Below are 15,828 nucleotides of genomic sequence, written 5' to 3'. Positions count from 1 at the left end.
TACCGCCTAGGACAGATTGGTGAGTTTTTCGATGGCTTGTGACGTCTTGCTGATCATCTTGGCGCTCAACAGCGTCTCAAGGTGAAATGCCGATATGGCCCGGGTTGATTTGAGCATGTCGATTGGATCGGTGCTGGTGCTGACTTTTTGCAAGGCACGCGCGGCAGTGTTTGAGAGCTCCTGCAATAACGCCGAGCGTTGCTTTAGCGGATGAGCGATTAGGCTGTCGGAGGTTGCGATGTAAGGTGTTTGGGTGGCAGAGGGGAGTAATGAAGCGGTGAACCAGTTGATATCGGCTATTGCAGGTGTATGAAAAGGGGCCTCAAAAGAGATCGACGGTTTTAGGGCGACAGAGGGTGATGTGTTAATTTTCATTTAAACCTCAAACGACGGCTTGGAATCGCGTATTCCAGTTGCTGTACTCACCGATCGGTTAGATGCCCCATCCAGGGATGGGGCGGTGTTAAAGATTAAACAGTGATTTTTCTTGAGAGTTCGGTCATTGCGTTGACCTGTTTGGTTTGTGAATCTATAACCCCATTAAATTTTGCGCTTTTGTTGTCGGTTTCAATTTTTTCTTTAGTGTCATAAAACTTTTTCAACGCTTCCTGTTTGTTGAAGTCTTTTAACGCTTCCAACGGGTCGATTTCATTGTTGCGACCCTTCCCGATAAGGGAGCCAATAATTCCGCCAATACCAAACATGTGTTTTGCCTCTCTATGATGGCTGGATAACTAGTACGAGATTTTATGGGGTGTATGGGTTGGGTGCGATGTGATGTTTTTGGTGTGTGATACCGCATTGTCTACAACGTTTCCCACCAGGTTTTTGGCCATGCCGCCCAGCGAGTCAATGACTTTATTGGCGAGGGGCAATATAAGAGGTGCTAGCAGAGAAAGCATATGTTATCTCCAAATGCAAAGTGTGAGATTTAGGGGATGAATCAGTTAATTGATTCAAGTATTGAGTGTCAGTATCGGAGTCTGCAGTTCCAATGAATGTGGGTCAGGAGATTTCAAGTTGTTTCATTCGGTGATAGAGCGTGCGTTTGGCTATGCCAAGCTCAAGCACGACAGCGTCTATACAGTGGCGGTGGCGACGCAGGGAGTCCGCGATCAACTGCTTTTCTATTTGCTGTAAACGGTCTTTCAATTTCAGGGTGCTGTTTTCATGTTCGCGGGTAGATGAACACAGGGGGGGAATCCCCAATACCAGGCGCTTGGCGGCGGAGCGCAATTCTCTGACATTGCCTGGCCAATCGTGGCAAGCCACTCGTTGAAGCAGTGAGGTGCTGGGCACTGGTATGGACGAGTTAAAGTAGTGTGCCTCGCGCTGAATAAGATTCAAAAACAATGGAATAATATGTTCGCGTCGTTCACGTAACGGCGGTAAGTGCAGGTTGACTACGTTGAGGCGGTAGTAAAGATCACGTCTGAATTGACCTTGTTCTACCAACGTTGGAAGTGAGGTTTGAGCCGATGCAATAACGCGCATGTCGACCGGTATGAACTTTGTCGAGCCCAGCCGTTCAACCCCTCGGGTTTCAAGTACGCGTAGTAATTTTGCCTGCAGGGTCAGCGGCATACTGTCTATTTCATCAAGGTATAACGTGCCTCTGTCAGACGCTTCTATAAAGCCAGGGCGTGATTGCAGTGCGCCGGTGAATGCCCCTTGAGTGACACCAAATAACTGGCTTTCTGCCAGCCCCTCCGGAATGGCTGCGCAGTTAAGTGCAACGTAGTGGCCTCGGCGTTCGGATAAGTAATGAAGTTGCTCGGCCAGTGTGTCTTTTCCTGTGCCGGTTTCTCCGTGGAGCAATATATCGATATTAAGTGTTGCCGTGCTGTGGATGGTGGCGTCGAGTTCGGGATCTTCGAAGTGATAGGTTTGATAATGTTTGTCTTTCGAATGGGAAGACACCATTGAGTGTACTCTCGTTATATTTCTTTTTTGAGACAGCCGTGTTGACAGCCAACTCGGATAGACAGTTGTGTAGAGTATTTCCCGTCTGGAAACAGCTTGGTGCTATTGAATAGGTAAGCCAAGTCATGAAGTGGCCGTATTTCTGGGGTTAAGAGAAATAGAAACTGTGGGAGTTTGTACTAGTAACTGCGTGATTTAACGCCTGAGCCCGAGGGCTCAAGCGTTTTGCTTGTGCTTAGGGTTTGCTTTTCTCGGCGTTTTTAGTGCTTTCGGTTTGCGTGGTAAAGCCAAAGGTCAAAAGGGCGCTTTCAACCGTACTCAGGTGTTGCAAGCACAGCTGCCACGGGGCCGACACCGCGTCGGCCAGTTCACTGGCAGACACCGGGATCAATACGGGACGCTCATTGTCGTTGGCGATCGAAGCACAGCCTGAGGCGACATTTGCCAGTCGCTCGTGCAGTGAGGCTGGCGCCGGGCCTTGCTCCTTGCGCAAGGCATCGGCAAAGGCTTCAGAGAACAGTAGGGAACTGGCATACAAGCGAACGGCGTGGCGTTCGTAACGACTGGCAATGCCCTTGACCTCGCGTGACACAAAGCGCCCGCGCAAGGTCCAGCGTGCGGTGTTGCGAGCCATGCTGATTCCGTTCTCCAGAGCAATCAGGCTGTCGTGGGCCCGGGAGAAAATCTGCACGGCGTTTTGGGCTTTATCGGCGTTTTTTTCTTCGAGTGCCTGCAAGCTTTTGCTGAAGCCCGAGGAGAGCTTTTCCAGTAAGTCTTTCGCCGAGCTGTCAATGATACCAATAGGGTTGGGGGTCAGTAACACCTGGCTGAAGACCAGTCCAACGCCAGCCCCGACCAATACATCAAGCATGCGTACCACTCCGGCACTCTCCGGGCCGACAGCCAGCATCAGCACAGCAGAAACCCCTGCCTGGATCGGTACTACGGCCCCCAGGCCGTACAAGGCCGCAATGGCGATTGCAGAGAAGGTGGCAAAGCCAATCCGCAGCAGGGGGTAATCATCCGGAAGCCACAAGGCGGCGTCACCGACGATAATCCCGGTGGCCACCCCCACCATCAAACCAATCGCCTGTTTGCCATGACTGGGCAGGCCTGGTGCCAGGCAAACCACTGCGCTGATGGCCGCAAAAACGGGGTGTACATGGCCGAATAAATGTTTGGCGAGGACCCAGGCCAATGCGGCCGCGATTGCCGAGGCCAGCGCATCTCGCCAGGCGGAAGACCAGCGAAAGGTTATCCGCTGAATCAGAGGGGTGGTGAAACGATTGATAAACACCTTGGCGAGCATTGAAACTCCCGGTCAGTCTTGTGGCCTTGAGACTTACCATAGACCTTTTGTCCGGGGGATGGTTTGCCCTGCACTAAATACCAGGCCAAAAAAAACCGCGCCTGAGCGCGGTTTTTTTAGACGTGTGCTGTTTTACACGTTGAAGCGGAAGTGCAGGACGTCACCGTCTTTTACGATGTATTCCTTGCCTTCCAGACGCCATTTACCGGCTTCTTTTGCACCGGCTTCGCCGTTGTACTTGATGAAGTCGTCATACGCGATAACTTCGGCGCGGATAAAGCCTTTTTCGAAGTCGGTGTGAATTACGCCAGCGGCTTGCGGAGCAGTAGCACCTACCTTAACGGTCCAGGCACGTACTTCTTGAACGCCTGCAGTGAAGTAGGTCTGCAGGTTAAGCATCTCGTAACCGGCACGGATAACGCGGTTCAGGCCTGGCTCTTCAAGGCCCAGGGCTTCAAGGAACATGTCCTTTTCTTCACCGTCTTCGAGCTCGGCAATTTCAGCTTCGATCTTGTTGCAGACCGGAACCACGATTGCGCCTTCTTCTTCGGCAATGGCCATTACCACGTCGAGCAACGGGTTATTTTCGAAACCGTCTTCAGCCACGTTGGCGATGTACATCACAGGCTTGGTCGTCAGAAGGTGGAAGCCTTTGATGATTTGTTTCTCATCGGCATCCATGTTCTTGATCAGGCTGCGTGCCGGCTTGCCCAAGGTGAAGTGTGCGATCAGTTGTTCCAGCAGTGCTTTTTGAGCCACTGCGTCCTTGTCGCCGCCTTTGGCGTTACGCGCCACTTTCTGCAGTTGCTTTTCGCAGCTGTCGAGGTCGGCGAAGATCAGCTCAAGATCGATGATCTCGATGTCACGCTTCGGGTCAACGCTGTTGGAAACGTGAATCACGTTTTCATCTTCAAAGCAGCGGACCACGTGAGCGATAGCATCGGTCTCACGGATGTTGGCCAGGAACTTGTTGCCCAGGCCTTCGCCTTTCGATGCGCCAGCCACGAGGCCCGCGATATCTACGAACTCCATGGTGGTTGGCAGGATGCGCTGAGGTTTAACGATGGCAGCCAGCGCGTCCAGACGTGGGTCGGGCATCGGCACGATGCCGGTGTTCGGCTCGATCGTGCAGAAGGGGAAGTTCTCGGCCGCAATACCGGATTTGGTCAGGGCGTTGAACAGGGTGGATTTGCCGACGTTAGGCAGGCCGACGATGCCGCAGTTAAATCCCATGGTGTTTTCCCCGAGGAGTAGAGTCAGGCCTTCTGGCTGTGCAGGTTTTTCATCGCACGGTTCCATTCCCCGGCGAGGATATCCGGCAGCACGCCGAGGGCAAAATCGATGCTGGCGTCCAGTTTTTCCTGTTCGGCGCGAGGCGCACGACCCAGAACAAAGTTGGACACCATGCTGGCGACGCCTGGGTGGCCAATGCCGAGCCGCAGACGGTAAAAATTATTGTTGTTTCCCAGCTGCGCGATGATGTCGCGCAACCCGTTATGACCTCCATGACCGCCGCCCAGTTTGAGCTTGGCAACGCCAGGTGGGAGGTCGAGTTCGTCGTGGGCCACCAGTATGGACTCCGGCGCAATGCGGTAGAAACCGGCAAGCGCCGCAACGGCTTGGCCGCTTCGGTTCATATAGGTGGTGGGAATCAACAGACGAACATCCTGACCCTGGTGGCTGAATCGCCCGGTCAGGCCAAAATATTTGCGGTCTGCAACCAGGTTTACCCCGTTTGCCGACGCGAGACGCTCAACAAAAAGGGCCCCTGCGTTATGCCGGGTCTGTTCGTATTCGGTGCCTGGATTTCCCAGGCCAACGATCAGTTTTATGGCGGTCACGACAAGGGCCCTTCTATGGAGTTGTGGATAACATCGCCGCTAACGGTTAGCGGCGAAAACGGACAAAAAAGCGGGTTTACATGAGTAAACTTCGCGATCTTGTCCGCTTTACTCGCTGCGTGTTAGCTCGCGATGTTTCTCAAAACTCCAACGACAGAGTAATGAATTACTCTGCGTCTGCTTCTGGTGCAACACGTGGAGCGTGAACGTTGGCTACTGCCAGGTCGTTACCGTGTGCCAGAGCTACGAACTCAACGCCTTTAGGAGCGGTGATGTCCGACAGGTGAATGATCGAGCCGACTTCGGCGTTAGCCAGGTCAACTTCGATGAATTCAGGCAGGTCTTTTGGCAGGCAGGAAACTTCGATGTCTGCAACAACGTGCGAGATCTCGCCGCCTTTCTTGATCGGAGCAGCTTCACCAACAAAGTGAACTGGAACGATTGCAGTCAGCTTTTGACCAGCAATAACGCGAACGAAGTCAGCGTGCATCACGTGGCCTTTAGCCGGGTGACGTTGCAGAGCTTTGATGATCACGTTTTGCTTAACGCCGCCAACGGTCAGTTCGATAACGTGGCTGTAAGCAGCTTCGTTTTCGAGCAGTTTGGCAACTTCTTTAGCCAGCATGCTGATGGATTCAGGGGCTTTTTCGCCACCGTAAACTACAGCTGGAACCAGGCTTGCGAGACGACGCAGGCGGCGGCTCGCACCTTTCCCCAGGTCGGAACGCACTTCAGCATTCAGAGTAAAATCGTTCATGTTGTATCTCCAAAATAACCACATCCGGCCTAGCGTTTGCGACCAGCGCTATGGACGGTATGGGCAAAAAAGCCCCGCCCCAACAGGCTGCTGGGGCGGGGCGCTTTTCGTCAACGTGATGTCTGAGAAGGGCAGGGCCCTTAGCGGAACATCGCGCTGATCGATTCTTCGTTGCTGATGCGGCGAACCGCTTCAGCCACAACCGGTGCGATATCCAACTGGCGGATACGCGAACAGGCTTGTGCGGCTGCGGACAGCGGAATGGTGTTAGTCACCACCAGCTCATCCAGCATGGAATTTTCGATATTCTCGATTGCCCGACCCGACAGCACAGGGTGTGTGCAGTAGGCGAACACTTTGGAAGCGCCATGCTCTTTCAAGGCTTTAGCCGCGTGGCACAGAGTGCCGGCGGTATCGACCATGTCATCAACCAGAATACAGGTACGCCCTTCGACATCACCGATGATATGCATCACTTCCGAGTGATTGGCTTTCTCACGGCGTTTGTCGATGATACCCAGATCGACGCCCAAGGACTTGGCAACAGCTCGTGCACGCACGACGCCGCCGATATCCGGGGACACAATCATAAGGTTCTCAAAGCGCTGATCTTCGATGTCATCCACCAAAACTGGGGAGCCATAGATGTTATCTACAGGAATATCGAAGAAACCCTGGATTTGGTCAGCATGCAAATCAACCGTGAGAACACGATCGATGCCGACTACGGTAAGCATGTCAGCGACAACTTTTGCGCTGATAGCCACACGTGCGGAACGCGGACGGCGATCCTGACGGGCATAACCAAAGTAAGGAATAACAGCAGTAATACGAGTCGCTGAGGAGCGGCGGAAGGCATCAGCCATCACGACGAGTTCCATCAGGTTATCGTTGGTCGGAGCACAAGTCGGCTGAATGATGAAAACGTCTTTACCGCGGACATTTTCATTAATCTCAGCGGTAATTTCGCCGTCGGAAAACTTGCCGACAGAGATGTCACCGAGTGGGATATGCAGCTGACGTACGACACGCCGAGCCAGATCGGGGTTAGCGTTCCCCGTAAAGACCATCATCTTGGACACGCGCAGTACCTGAAGGCTGAGGGTAACCTGGATGAGTATAAGAAATGGCAGGGGCGGCTGGATTCGAACCAACGCATGGCAGGATCAAAACCTGCTGCCTTACCGCTTGGCGACGCCCCTGTATCTGTTGCTACGAGTACCGTGTACCCGTTTCCTTTGCCAGATCTTGTAGCGTGCGATGCAACATCGAAACGTTGCTTCCTTTTGCTACAAACCCTGTAAGGGTGTCTGTCAGAAGGTGCAGCACTTTATCAGCATCTGCTTCGTTTGGGAAGGCCCCAAATATACAACTTCCAGTTCCAGTTAATTTTGCTTCGGTATATTTACCTAACAAATTCAAAGCGTTACGTACTTCTGGATAACGCTCCTTCACAACTGCTTCGCAGTCGTTTCGGCTGTTTCCCTTGGGAACGGGGCGCACTTTAATGGGCAAAGAGTCACGTGTCAACAAAGGATCTGAAAATATTTCTGCTGTACTAACAGAGACTTGCGGGACAAGGACCAGATACCAGGGTTCTTCAGGGTCTGCAGGCGTAAGGATTTCCCCTACACCCTCAGCAAATGCGGCGTGCCCGCGGACGAAAACCGGGACGTCGGCCCCAAGGCTCAGGCCCAGCGCAGCCAGCCGATCTTCATCCCAGGCCAACTGCCAAAGGTGGTTAAGCCCCAGCAGGGTAGTCGCCGCATTTGAACTGCCGCCACCAATGCCGCCGCCCATGGGCAACACTTTTTTGATCCAGATATCGATCCCCAGTGCGCAACCGGATTGCGCCTGAAGTTTTTTTGCCGCCTTCACGATCAGGTTTTCGTCGTGAGGGACTCCGGGGAATTCGGTGTGTAGGCAAATGACGCCGTCGTCACGCACGGCAAAGGTCATTTCATCGCCGTAATCGAGGAATTGAAACAGCGTTTGCAGTTCGTGATAGCCATCGTCTCGGCGGCCGAGGATGTGCAGCATCAAGTTAAGTTTTGCCGGAGAGGGCAGAACCAGGGCGTCTTTATCTAAATGGCCTTGCATCTCATTGACCCAACAGGCGAGGTTGCCAATCTTTAACCACTAACGTTACATCCAGATCCGGGCCGTGCAGCTTGACCCGCTCGGGCAGCCAGAAGCCGTTTTGCTCGACGTAGCTCAAATATTCGATTTTCCAGCCGTCCTGCTCCAGGTTTGCAAGGCGGCTATCAGCATTCAACGTCACGCGGCTTTTGCTGCCAGGTGCAGGCAAACCGCGCACCCACCAGACCAGATGTGACACCGGCAGGCTCCAGCCCAATTGCTCGCCCAGCAGTTCTTCGGGCGTGGGTGCTTCATAGCGACCCTGGCTGGCGACTTCCAGAACGACACTGCCCGGGCGTCCGGTCAGGCGGGCAGCGCCCCGGCCCAGCGGACCGGAAAGGCGGATATCGTAATAATCCTGGCGCTGGAGCCAGAACAGCGTGGCGCTGCCTGAGTCTTTTGGAGCGCGAATGCCAACTTTGCCGTTGATTTGCCAACCGTCGAGCTGGGTCAATTGCTGTTTATGCGCCGACCATAAGGCCGGGCTGCCGTGACCTTCAACGGATTCGCGGGAACCAAAGCCCGCGCAGCCGGCGAGCAAGGCAACAAGGCTAAAAATAACTAAATGGCGCATATGACGAAAAAACATGAGTTAAAGAGTCTCTGATCCGGTCAGGCGCAAGATGGTTTTGCGCAGAGTAGGGCTGTCAGGATTTTCTTTAAGAAAAGTGCCCCAGATTTTTTTGGCTTCACGCTGCTTGCCGTTGGCCCACAGGACTTCGCCCAGGTGAGCGGCGACCTCCTGATCCGGGAAGCGCTCCAGCGCCTGGCGCAGCAAGCGTTCTGCTTCATCGAGATTGCCAAGGCGGAAATTCACCCAGCCCAGGCTGTCGAGCACCGCCGGGTCATCCGGGTTCAGGTCATAGGCTTGCTGAATCAGTGCTTTGGCTTCCGCGTAGCGCGTGGTTCGATCCGATAGCGTGTAGCCCAGCGCATTCAATGCCATGGCATTGTCAGGTTCGCGTTTGATGATGGCGCGCAAATCCCGTTCCATTTGTTCGAGATTGTTGCGTTTTTCGGCCAGCATGGCCCGTGAATACAACAGGTTCATATCGTCCGGGTATTGCTTGAGTGCTTGCTGCAGAACATTCCAGGCGCGATCGGTCTGGTTATTCGCCGACAGGGTTTCCGCTTCTATCAAGTACAACTGAATGGCAAAGTCGGGTTGTGCATCACGAGCCGCGGCCAGCTTTTTCGATGCCTCTGCACCGCGACCGTGGCTGATCAGAATATCGGCCTGACGCAATTGTGCTGGCAGATAGTCGTTGCCCGGGCCCACGAGAGCGTACTGGGTGAGTGCAGTTTCGGGGTCGTTGCGCTCTTCGGCGATACGGCCAAGGTTCAAGTGCGCCGAGTCAACATGGCTGTCGCGCTCGATCAGTTCTTCGAGATAGCCCTCGGCCTCATCCCAGGCCTTGCCTTCCAGGCACACCAAGGCCAGGGAGAACCGCAGCTCATCGTCTTCGGGGTATTGCTCTACCAGTCTGGCAAATTGCACTTTTGCCTCGCCCATGCGGTTCTGCTCGACCAGCGTGCGGGCATACGTCAGGCCCAGGCGTTTGTCGTCGGGGTATTGGCGAATGCTTTTTTGCAGCAGTGGCAACGCTTCGTTGCCGCGATTGAGGCTTTGCAGCAAACGGGCGCGCAACAAGACAGGGGCGACTTCACCGTTTTGCGGCGGATTATTTTCCAGCAGTTTCAGCGCGCCTTCGGCATCACCGTCCTGCTGCATCAACAAGGCCTTGCCGAAAATCAGCTGGCCATTGTCCGGATGCTTGACCAGCAGGCTATCAAAACTTTTTTGCAGGCCCGCACGGGTTTCCGCGTCTGTTTCTACTGCCGACAAGGCCAGGAAATCGAAGTGAGTATCGCCCTTGGCCTGCAGGACTCTTTCCATGTAGACCATGGACTCGTCGTAACGGCCATTGCGAGCCAGCTGAATGGCTGCAGCACGTTGTGCCTCAAGATCGTCCGGGGCGTTTTTAGCCCAGATCAGCGAGGTATCCAGTGCGGCCTGGTCAGCGCCCAGGTACTCGGCAATACGAAAAGCCCGCTCGGAGATGCCGGGGTCTTGTGTATTGATTGCCTGCGTCACGTAGTTATCGAGTGCGATATCCAGACGATTGCGTTGGCCGGCCAATTCAGCGCTCAACAGGCTGTACAGCGTTTCTTCGCTGAACGAGCTGTAGACCGTTGGTTTTTCCGGGACGGAGGTGACGTCTTCGGCCGCGGATGAGTCATCCGGGGACGTGGGAGCCAAAGCCTGGCAGCCACTGAGAAGAACGAGGGCGAGGAGCAACGCGGAGGATCTATTCATATAAGAGATGGGCGACTTACCTGCGGTCCGGGCATCATGACACATGCTATGACGCAAACCCTAGCAGGTGCGACCATCGATATCCGGGGGGCTGATGGTGTGTTCAACAGACGTTAACTATAGAGACAATAGTCAGGAGTGGTTGTTCTCAATCTGACGAAGTAGGACAATTGCCGGCTTCTCGTCATCATCAGCGATATTGAATGGCCTTCCTCGCACTCGGTATTAACCACAAGACTGCTTCAGTAGACGTCCGCGAGCGCGTGGCTTTTACTCCGGAGCAGTTGGTTGAGGCCCTGCAGCAGCTCTGCCGCCTAACCGACAGTCGCGAAGCTGCGATCCTCTCCACCTGTAATCGCAGTGAGCTCTATGTCGAGCAGGACCACCTTTCAGCTGACAGTGTGCTGCAGTGGCTGGCCGACTATCACAACCTGAGCCTCAATGAGCTGCGTGCGTGCGCGTACGTTCATGAGGACGACGCTGCCGTTCGTCACATGATGCGTGTGGCCTCGGGCCTCGATTCGCTGGTGCTGGGCGAGCCGCAAATTCTCGGCCAGATGAAATCGGCCTACGCCGTGGCGCGTGAGGCGGGCACTGTAGGGCCTTTATTGGGGCGCTTGTTTCAAGCGACCTTCAACTCGGCCAAGCAAGTGCGCACCGATACCGCCATCGGTGAAAACCCGGTTTCCGTCGCTTTTGCTGCCGTGAGCCTGGCCAAGCAGATCTTCAGCGACTTGCAGCGCAGTCAGGCCTTGCTGATCGGTGCGGGCGAGACCATTACCCTGGTCGCCCGTCACCTGCATGACCTTGGTGTAAAACGCATCGTGGTGGCTAACCGTACCCTGGAGCGCGCGAGCACTCTGGCTGAACAGTTCGGTGCCCATGCCGTGCTGCTGTCGGATATCCCTCAAGAGCTGGTACACAGCGATATCGTGATCAGCTCCACGGCCAGCCAGTTGCCGATTTTGGGCAAGGGGGCGGTCGAAAGCGCCTTGAAGTTGCGCAAGCACAAACCTATCTTCATGGTCGATATTGCGGTCCCCCGGGATATCGAGCCTGAAGTCGGCGAGTTGGACGACGTTTACCTCTATACCGTCGATGACTTGCACGAAGTAGTCGCCGAAAACCTCAAAAGTCGTCAGGGCGCTGCCCAGGCTGCAGAAGAGCTGGTCAGTATCGGCGCTGATGACTTTATGGTGCGCTTGCGTGAGCTGGCGGCTGTCGATGTGCTCAAGGCCTATCGCCAGCAGAGCGAGCGTTTGCGTGATGAAGAACTGCAAAAGGCTCAGCGTATGCTCGCCAATGGCAGCAACCCTGAAGATGTGCTGGTGCAACTGGCACGTGGCCTGACCAATAAATTGCTGCACGCACCCAGCGTTCAGTTGAAAAAGCTTTCCGCCGAAGGCCGCCTCGATGCGCTGGCCATGGCCCAAGAACTTTTTGCCCTCGGTGAGGGCTCATCGCATAGCTCTGCGGATAAAAAATAGTAATGAAAGCGTCACTGCTTAATAAGCTGGACATCCTCCAGGACCGTTTTGAAGAACTGACCGCACTGCTTGGCGATGGCGAAGTCATTTCGGATCAAACCAAATTTCGTGCCTATTCCAAGGAATACGCAGAAGTTGAACCCATTGTCGCGGCTTACGGGCTGTGGCTCAAAGTGCAGGCCGACCTTGAGGGCGCCCAGGCGCTGCTCAAGGATAACGACCCTGACATGCGTGAAATGGCGGTCGAAGAAGTTCGCGAAGCCAAAGAGCGCCTGAGCGAGCTTGAAAAAGACCTGCAGCGCATGCTGTTGCCCAAGGACCCGAATGACGGACGCAACGTGTTCCTTGAAATTCGGGCCGGCACGGGGGGCGATGAGGCGGCCATTTTTGCTGGCGACCTGTTTCGCATGTATTCCCGTTACGCTGAGCGTCGCGGTTGGAAGCTTGAAATCCTGTCTGAAAACAGCGGAGAGCATGGTGGCTATAAAGAAGTCATTGCCCGCGTCGAAGGCGAGAATGTTTACGGCAAGCTGAAGTTCGAGTCGGGTGTTCATCGCGTACAGCGTGTGCCCGCCACCGAATCCCAGGGCCGTATCCATACCTCCGCGTGTACCGTGGCGGTATTGCCCGAGCCGGACGAGCAGGAAGCCATCGAGATCAACCCGGCCGACTTGCGCGTTGATACCTATCGCTCCTCGGGTGCGGGTGGTCAGCACGTCAACAAGACCGACTCGGCGATTCGTATCACCCACTTGCCGTCGGGCATTGTGGTGGAGTGTCAGGAAGAGCGTTCCCAGCATAAAAACCGGGCGCGGGCGATGTCCTGGCTTTCGGCCAAGTTGAATGACCAGCAAACCAGCGCGGCGGCCAATGCCATTGCCAGCGAGCGCAAGTCGCTGGTGGGCTCGGGGGATCGTTCCGAGCGCATCCGAACTTACAATTTCGCGCAGGGGCGAGTGACCGACCATCGCGTCAACCTGACCCTGTATTCCCTGGATGACGTACTGGCTGGCGGCGTTGATGCCGTTATCGAGCCTTTATTGGCGGAGTTTCAGGCTGATCAACTGACAGCCCTGGGTGAATAAATGACTATTATTGCCAGTTTGTTACGTGCTGCTGAACTGCCTGACTCACCCACGGCCCGCCTGGATGCGGAGCTTTTATTGGCTGCTGCCCTGGGCAAGTCGCGCAGTTATCTGCATACATGGCCCGAAAAGATTGTCAGCAGCGAAGCGGCATTGACCTTCGCCGAATACCTGTTGCGTCGCCGTACCGGTGAGCCGGTGGCCTACATTCTGGGCCAACAGGGTTTCTGGAACCTTGATCTGGAAGTGGCGCCGCATACCCTGATCCCGCGCCCCGATACCGAACTGCTGGTCGAAACCGCGTTGGCTCTGTTGCCTGCGAGCCCGGCCAAGGTGCTGGACTTGGGCACCGGCAGTGGTGCAATTGCCCTGGCATTGGCCAGTGAGCGCGCCGCCTGGCACGTGACGGCGGTTGACCGCGTACTTGAGGCCGTGGCGCTGGCCGAGCGTAATCGCCAGCGTTTGCAGCTCGAAAACGTCAACGTGTTCACCAGTCACTGGTTCAGTGCATTGGCCGACCAGCGTTTTGACCTGATTATCAGCAACCCGCCCTATATTGCCGCGGGTGATGTACACCTGGCGCAAGGCGATGTGCGCTTCGAACCAGAGAGTGCTCTGGTTGCCGGTGCGGATGGTCTGGACGACATACGCGAAATCATCACTGCTTCTGCAGGTCACCTGAACGCGGGTGGCTGGTTGATGCTGGAGCACGGTTACGATCAGGCCGAAGCGGTTCGCCAATTGTTGCAGGACGCAGGTTTTGCACAGGTTGAAAGCCGCAAGGACCTGGGTGGCCACGAACGCATCACGTTGGGCCGCCTGCCGTGCTGACCGATGAGGAGCTGTTGCGCTATAGCCGACAGATCCTGTTGCAACAGGTTGATATCGACGGTCAGTTGAAGCTGAAAAACAGCCGTGTACTGGTTGTCGGCCTTGGCGGGCTTGGATCGCCTGTTGCGCTCTACCTCGCGGCTGCCGGTGTCGGCGAACTGCATCTGGCCGACTTTGACAGCGTTGACCTGACCAATCTGCAGCGTCAGATCATCCATGACACCGCCAATGTGGGGGAGAGCAAGGTCGACTCGGCGTCTCGCCGACTGCGCCTGATCAATCCGCTCATCAAACTGGTTGCCCACCGTTCGGCGCTGGATGCCGACTCGCTGGCCGAGGTCATTAGTGCGGTGGATCTGGTGCTCGATTGCAGCGACAACTTTGCCACCCGTGAAGCGGTGAACAAAGCCTGTGTCGCAGCGCGCAAACCGTTGGTCAGTGGCGCGGCGATTCGCCTTGAGGGGCAGTTGTCGGTGTTTGATTCGCGTCAGCCAGCCAGCCCCTGCTATCACTGCTTGTACGGGCATGGCAGCGAAGCAGAACTGACCTGCAGCGAAGCTGGAGTGATCGGGCCGCTGGTGGGGCTGGTCGGCAGCTTGCAAGCTCTTGAAGCGCTGAAGGTTCTGGCCGGTTTTGGTGAGCCGCTGGTGGGCCGTCTGTTGCTGGTCGATGCCTTGAGCACGCGCTTTCGCGAGTTGCGGGTCAAGCGCGACCCTGCCTGCAGCGTGTGCGGTACAGGCCATGAGTGAGGCGCCGATTGGGGTTTTTGACTCCGGCGTTGGCGGTTTGTCGGTACTCAAAGAAATTCAGGCGCTGTTGCCCAACGAATCGCTGCTCTATGTGGCGGACTGTGGCCATATTCCCTATGGCGAAAAAAGCCCCGAGTTTATTCGTCAGCGTTGTGCGGTGATGGCCGATTTTTTCCAGCGCCAAGGTGCCAAGGCTCTGGTGCTGGCCTGTAACACGGCAACGGTGGCGGGAGTGGCGGATTTGCGTCAGCGTTACCCGGACTGGCCAATGGTCGGTATGGAGCCTGCGGTCAAACCGGCTGCAGCGGCCACCCGCAGCGGCGTGGTGGGTGTACTGGCGACGACTGGCACTTTGCAAAGTGCCAAATTTGCCGCCTTGCTTGATCGCTTTGCCAGCGATGTCCGGGTCATCACCCAGCCATGCCCGGGCCTGGTGGAACTGATCGAGACCGGTGATCTGCACAGCGATGCCTTGTGCACCTTGCTACGCGGTTATGTCGAACCGTTACTGGCAGCGGGCTGTGACACGATCATTCTTGGCTGTACCCATTACCCCTTTCTCAAACCTCTGCTTGCTCAAATGCTCCCGCCCTCGATCACCCTGATCGATACCGGAGCTGCTGTGGCCCGTCAGCTTCAGCGCTTGCTGACTGAAAAAGGCCTGCTTGCATCCGGCCCTCCCTGTGAAACACAGTTCTGGACCAGCGCTTCACCTGAACACATGGGAAATATCCTGCCTGTGTTGTGGAATAAATCTGGCGTTGTGCGAAGCTTCGGTCTGTAAAAAATCGGAACTCTGCTTTAAAACGCCTGCCTGATGAAGCGCATAACAACTGACACAGGCATATGAAAATGGGATTTTTCTTATGAAGCGACTGTTTGGCTTGGCTGCGGTTGCAGTCGTGGCACTGGGGCAAAGTTTCACGGCACAGGCTGCCGGACTTGAATTTGGGGTGGGGCATACCAGCGAGTCGACCATGACTTACCGTCTGGGCTTGAAGTCTGATTGGGACAAAAGCTGGTTGCGGACTGATGTCGGGCGTCTGACCGGTTATTGGGATGGGGCTTACACCTACTGGGAAGGTGACAAGTCATCCTCAAGCAGCAGTCTGTCGTTCTCACCCGTACTGGTGTACGAGTTTGCGGGCGAAAGGGTAAAGCCCTATGTCGAGGCTGGTATCGGAGTAGCCTTGTTCTCCCACACGGAAGTCGAAGGCAACAAACTGGGAACGGCTTTCCAGTTTGAAGACCGTATTGGCTTTGGTGTGCGCTTTGCGGGCGGTCATGAAGTCGGGATTCGTGCAACGCACTACTCCAACGCGGGGATCTCGAGTACCAATGACGGTGTCGAAAGTTATGCGCTGCACTACACCATGGCGCTGTAATTGTG

The 15,828-nt window shown here is 55.4% G+C and carries 17 protein-coding genes and 1 tRNA gene; 6 read left to right on the top strand and 12 right to left on the bottom strand.

The features are described from left to right. Positions 1-6: 6 nt before the first annotated feature. The 12 genes from RGV06_RS10505 to RGV06_RS10450 all read right to left on the bottom strand — a co-directional run bounded on the left by RGV06_RS10505 (position 7) and on the right by RGV06_RS10450 (position 10,286). A complete protein-coding gene (locus tag RGV06_RS10505; protein WP_322149951.1) occupies positions 7-375 on the bottom strand; it encodes an EscI/YscI/HrpB family type III secretion system inner rod protein in 369 nt (122 codons plus the stop codon). A 95-nt stretch (positions 376-470) separates the two neighbouring features. Further along, positions 471-704, bottom strand: a complete 234-nt coding sequence (locus RGV06_RS10500; protein ID WP_322149950.1) for a hypothetical protein — start codon at positions 702-704, stop codon at positions 471-473. Positions 705-1,005: 301 nt separating this feature from the next. Continuing rightward, complete coding sequence (locus tag RGV06_RS10495) at positions 1,006-1,923, bottom strand: sigma-54 dependent transcriptional regulator (protein ID WP_322149949.1); 918 nt, start codon at positions 1,921-1,923, stop codon at positions 1,006-1,008. A 235-nt stretch (positions 1,924-2,158) separates the two neighbouring features. Continuing rightward, entirely contained in the window at positions 2,159-3,232 is a 1,074-nt protein-coding gene (locus tag RGV06_RS10490; RefSeq protein WP_019825126.1) for an FUSC family protein, read from the bottom strand. Between the two features lie 132 nt (positions 3,233-3,364). Continuing rightward, positions 3,365-4,465, bottom strand: a complete 1,101-nt coding sequence (gene ychF / locus RGV06_RS10485; protein ID WP_322149948.1) for a redox-regulated ATPase YchF — start codon at positions 4,463-4,465, stop codon at positions 3,365-3,367. 23 nt (positions 4,466-4,488) lie between these two features. Continuing rightward, entirely contained in the window at positions 4,489-5,073 is a 585-nt protein-coding gene (gene pth / locus RGV06_RS10480) for an aminoacyl-tRNA hydrolase (RefSeq protein WP_003439790.1), read from the bottom strand. A 166-nt stretch (positions 5,074-5,239) separates the two neighbouring features. Then, the gene (locus RGV06_RS10475) at positions 5,240-5,830 is read right to left on the bottom strand and encodes a 50S ribosomal protein L25/general stress protein Ctc (protein WP_019825121.1); all 591 of its coding nucleotides are present in this window, start codon (positions 5,828-5,830) and stop codon (positions 5,240-5,242) included. Between the two features lie 140 nt (positions 5,831-5,970). Beyond that, the gene (locus tag RGV06_RS10470) at positions 5,971-6,912 is read right to left on the bottom strand and encodes a ribose-phosphate pyrophosphokinase (RefSeq protein ID WP_019825119.1); all 942 of its coding nucleotides are present in this window, start codon (positions 6,910-6,912) and stop codon (positions 5,971-5,973) included. A gap of 45 nt (positions 6,913-6,957) precedes the next feature. Continuing rightward, positions 6,958-7,032: transfer RNA gene (locus tag RGV06_RS10465), tRNA-Gln, on the bottom strand. A gap of 10 nt (positions 7,033-7,042) precedes the next feature. After that, on the bottom strand, positions 7,043-7,930 hold the full coding sequence (ispE, locus tag RGV06_RS10460) for a 4-(cytidine 5'-diphospho)-2-C-methyl-D-erythritol kinase (protein WP_019825117.1): 888 nt from the start codon (positions 7,928-7,930) through the stop codon (positions 7,043-7,045). A gap of 1 nt (position 7,931) precedes the next feature. Next, positions 7,932-8,543 (bottom strand): lipoprotein insertase outer membrane protein LolB, encoded by a 612-nt coding sequence (gene lolB, locus RGV06_RS10455; protein ID WP_401016083.1) that lies wholly within the window; start codon positions 8,541-8,543, stop codon positions 7,932-7,934. Positions 8,544-8,561: 18 nt separating this feature from the next. Next, positions 8,562-10,286 (bottom strand): tetratricopeptide repeat protein, encoded by a 1,725-nt coding sequence (locus RGV06_RS10450; protein WP_322149947.1) that lies wholly within the window; start codon positions 10,284-10,286, stop codon positions 8,562-8,564. A gap of 203 nt (positions 10,287-10,489) precedes the next feature. On the opposite strand from RGV06_RS10450, the gene hemA reads away from it, so the two are divergent. The 6 genes from hemA (at position 10,490) to RGV06_RS10420 (ending at position 15,823) form a co-directional block, all read left to right on the top strand. Further along, complete coding sequence (hemA, locus tag RGV06_RS10445; RefSeq protein ID WP_019825111.1) at positions 10,490-11,773, top strand: glutamyl-tRNA reductase; 1,284 nt, start codon at positions 10,490-10,492, stop codon at positions 11,771-11,773. A 2-nt stretch (positions 11,774-11,775) separates the two neighbouring features. After that, positions 11,776-12,858, top strand: coding sequence for a peptide chain release factor 1 (gene prfA / locus RGV06_RS10440; protein ID WP_019825109.1), 1,083 nt, complete (start codon positions 11,776-11,778; stop codon positions 12,856-12,858). Then, positions 12,859-13,689: a peptide chain release factor N(5)-glutamine methyltransferase gene (prmC, locus tag RGV06_RS10435; RefSeq protein WP_019825108.1), complete on the top strand. Its 831-nt coding sequence runs from the start codon at positions 12,859-12,861 to the stop codon at positions 13,687-13,689. Further along, on the top strand, positions 13,683-14,438 hold the full coding sequence (locus RGV06_RS10430; RefSeq protein ID WP_046809099.1) for a molybdopterin-synthase adenylyltransferase MoeB: 756 nt from the start codon (positions 13,683-13,685) through the stop codon (positions 14,436-14,438). Before prmC ends, RGV06_RS10430 begins: the two co-directional genes overlap by 7 nt. Next, positions 14,431-15,222, top strand: coding sequence for a glutamate racemase (gene murI, locus RGV06_RS10425; RefSeq protein WP_019825105.1), 792 nt, complete (start codon positions 14,431-14,433; stop codon positions 15,220-15,222). Before RGV06_RS10430 ends, murI begins: the two co-directional genes overlap by 8 nt. 82 nt (positions 15,223-15,304) lie before the next feature. Next, entirely contained in the window at positions 15,305-15,823 is a 519-nt protein-coding gene (locus tag RGV06_RS10420) for an acyloxyacyl hydrolase (RefSeq protein ID WP_322149946.1), read from the top strand. The last annotated feature ends 5 nt before the right edge of the window (positions 15,824-15,828 follow it).

Origin of the sequence: Pseudomonas sp. CCI3.1 (assembly GCF_034313985.1) — a bacterium.
GTDB lineage: Bacteria > Pseudomonadota > Gammaproteobacteria > Pseudomonadales > Pseudomonadaceae > Aquipseudomonas > Aquipseudomonas psychrophila.
Note: the sequence above shows the minus strand (reverse complement) of the source record. Positions and strands in the feature narration are given on the sequence as shown.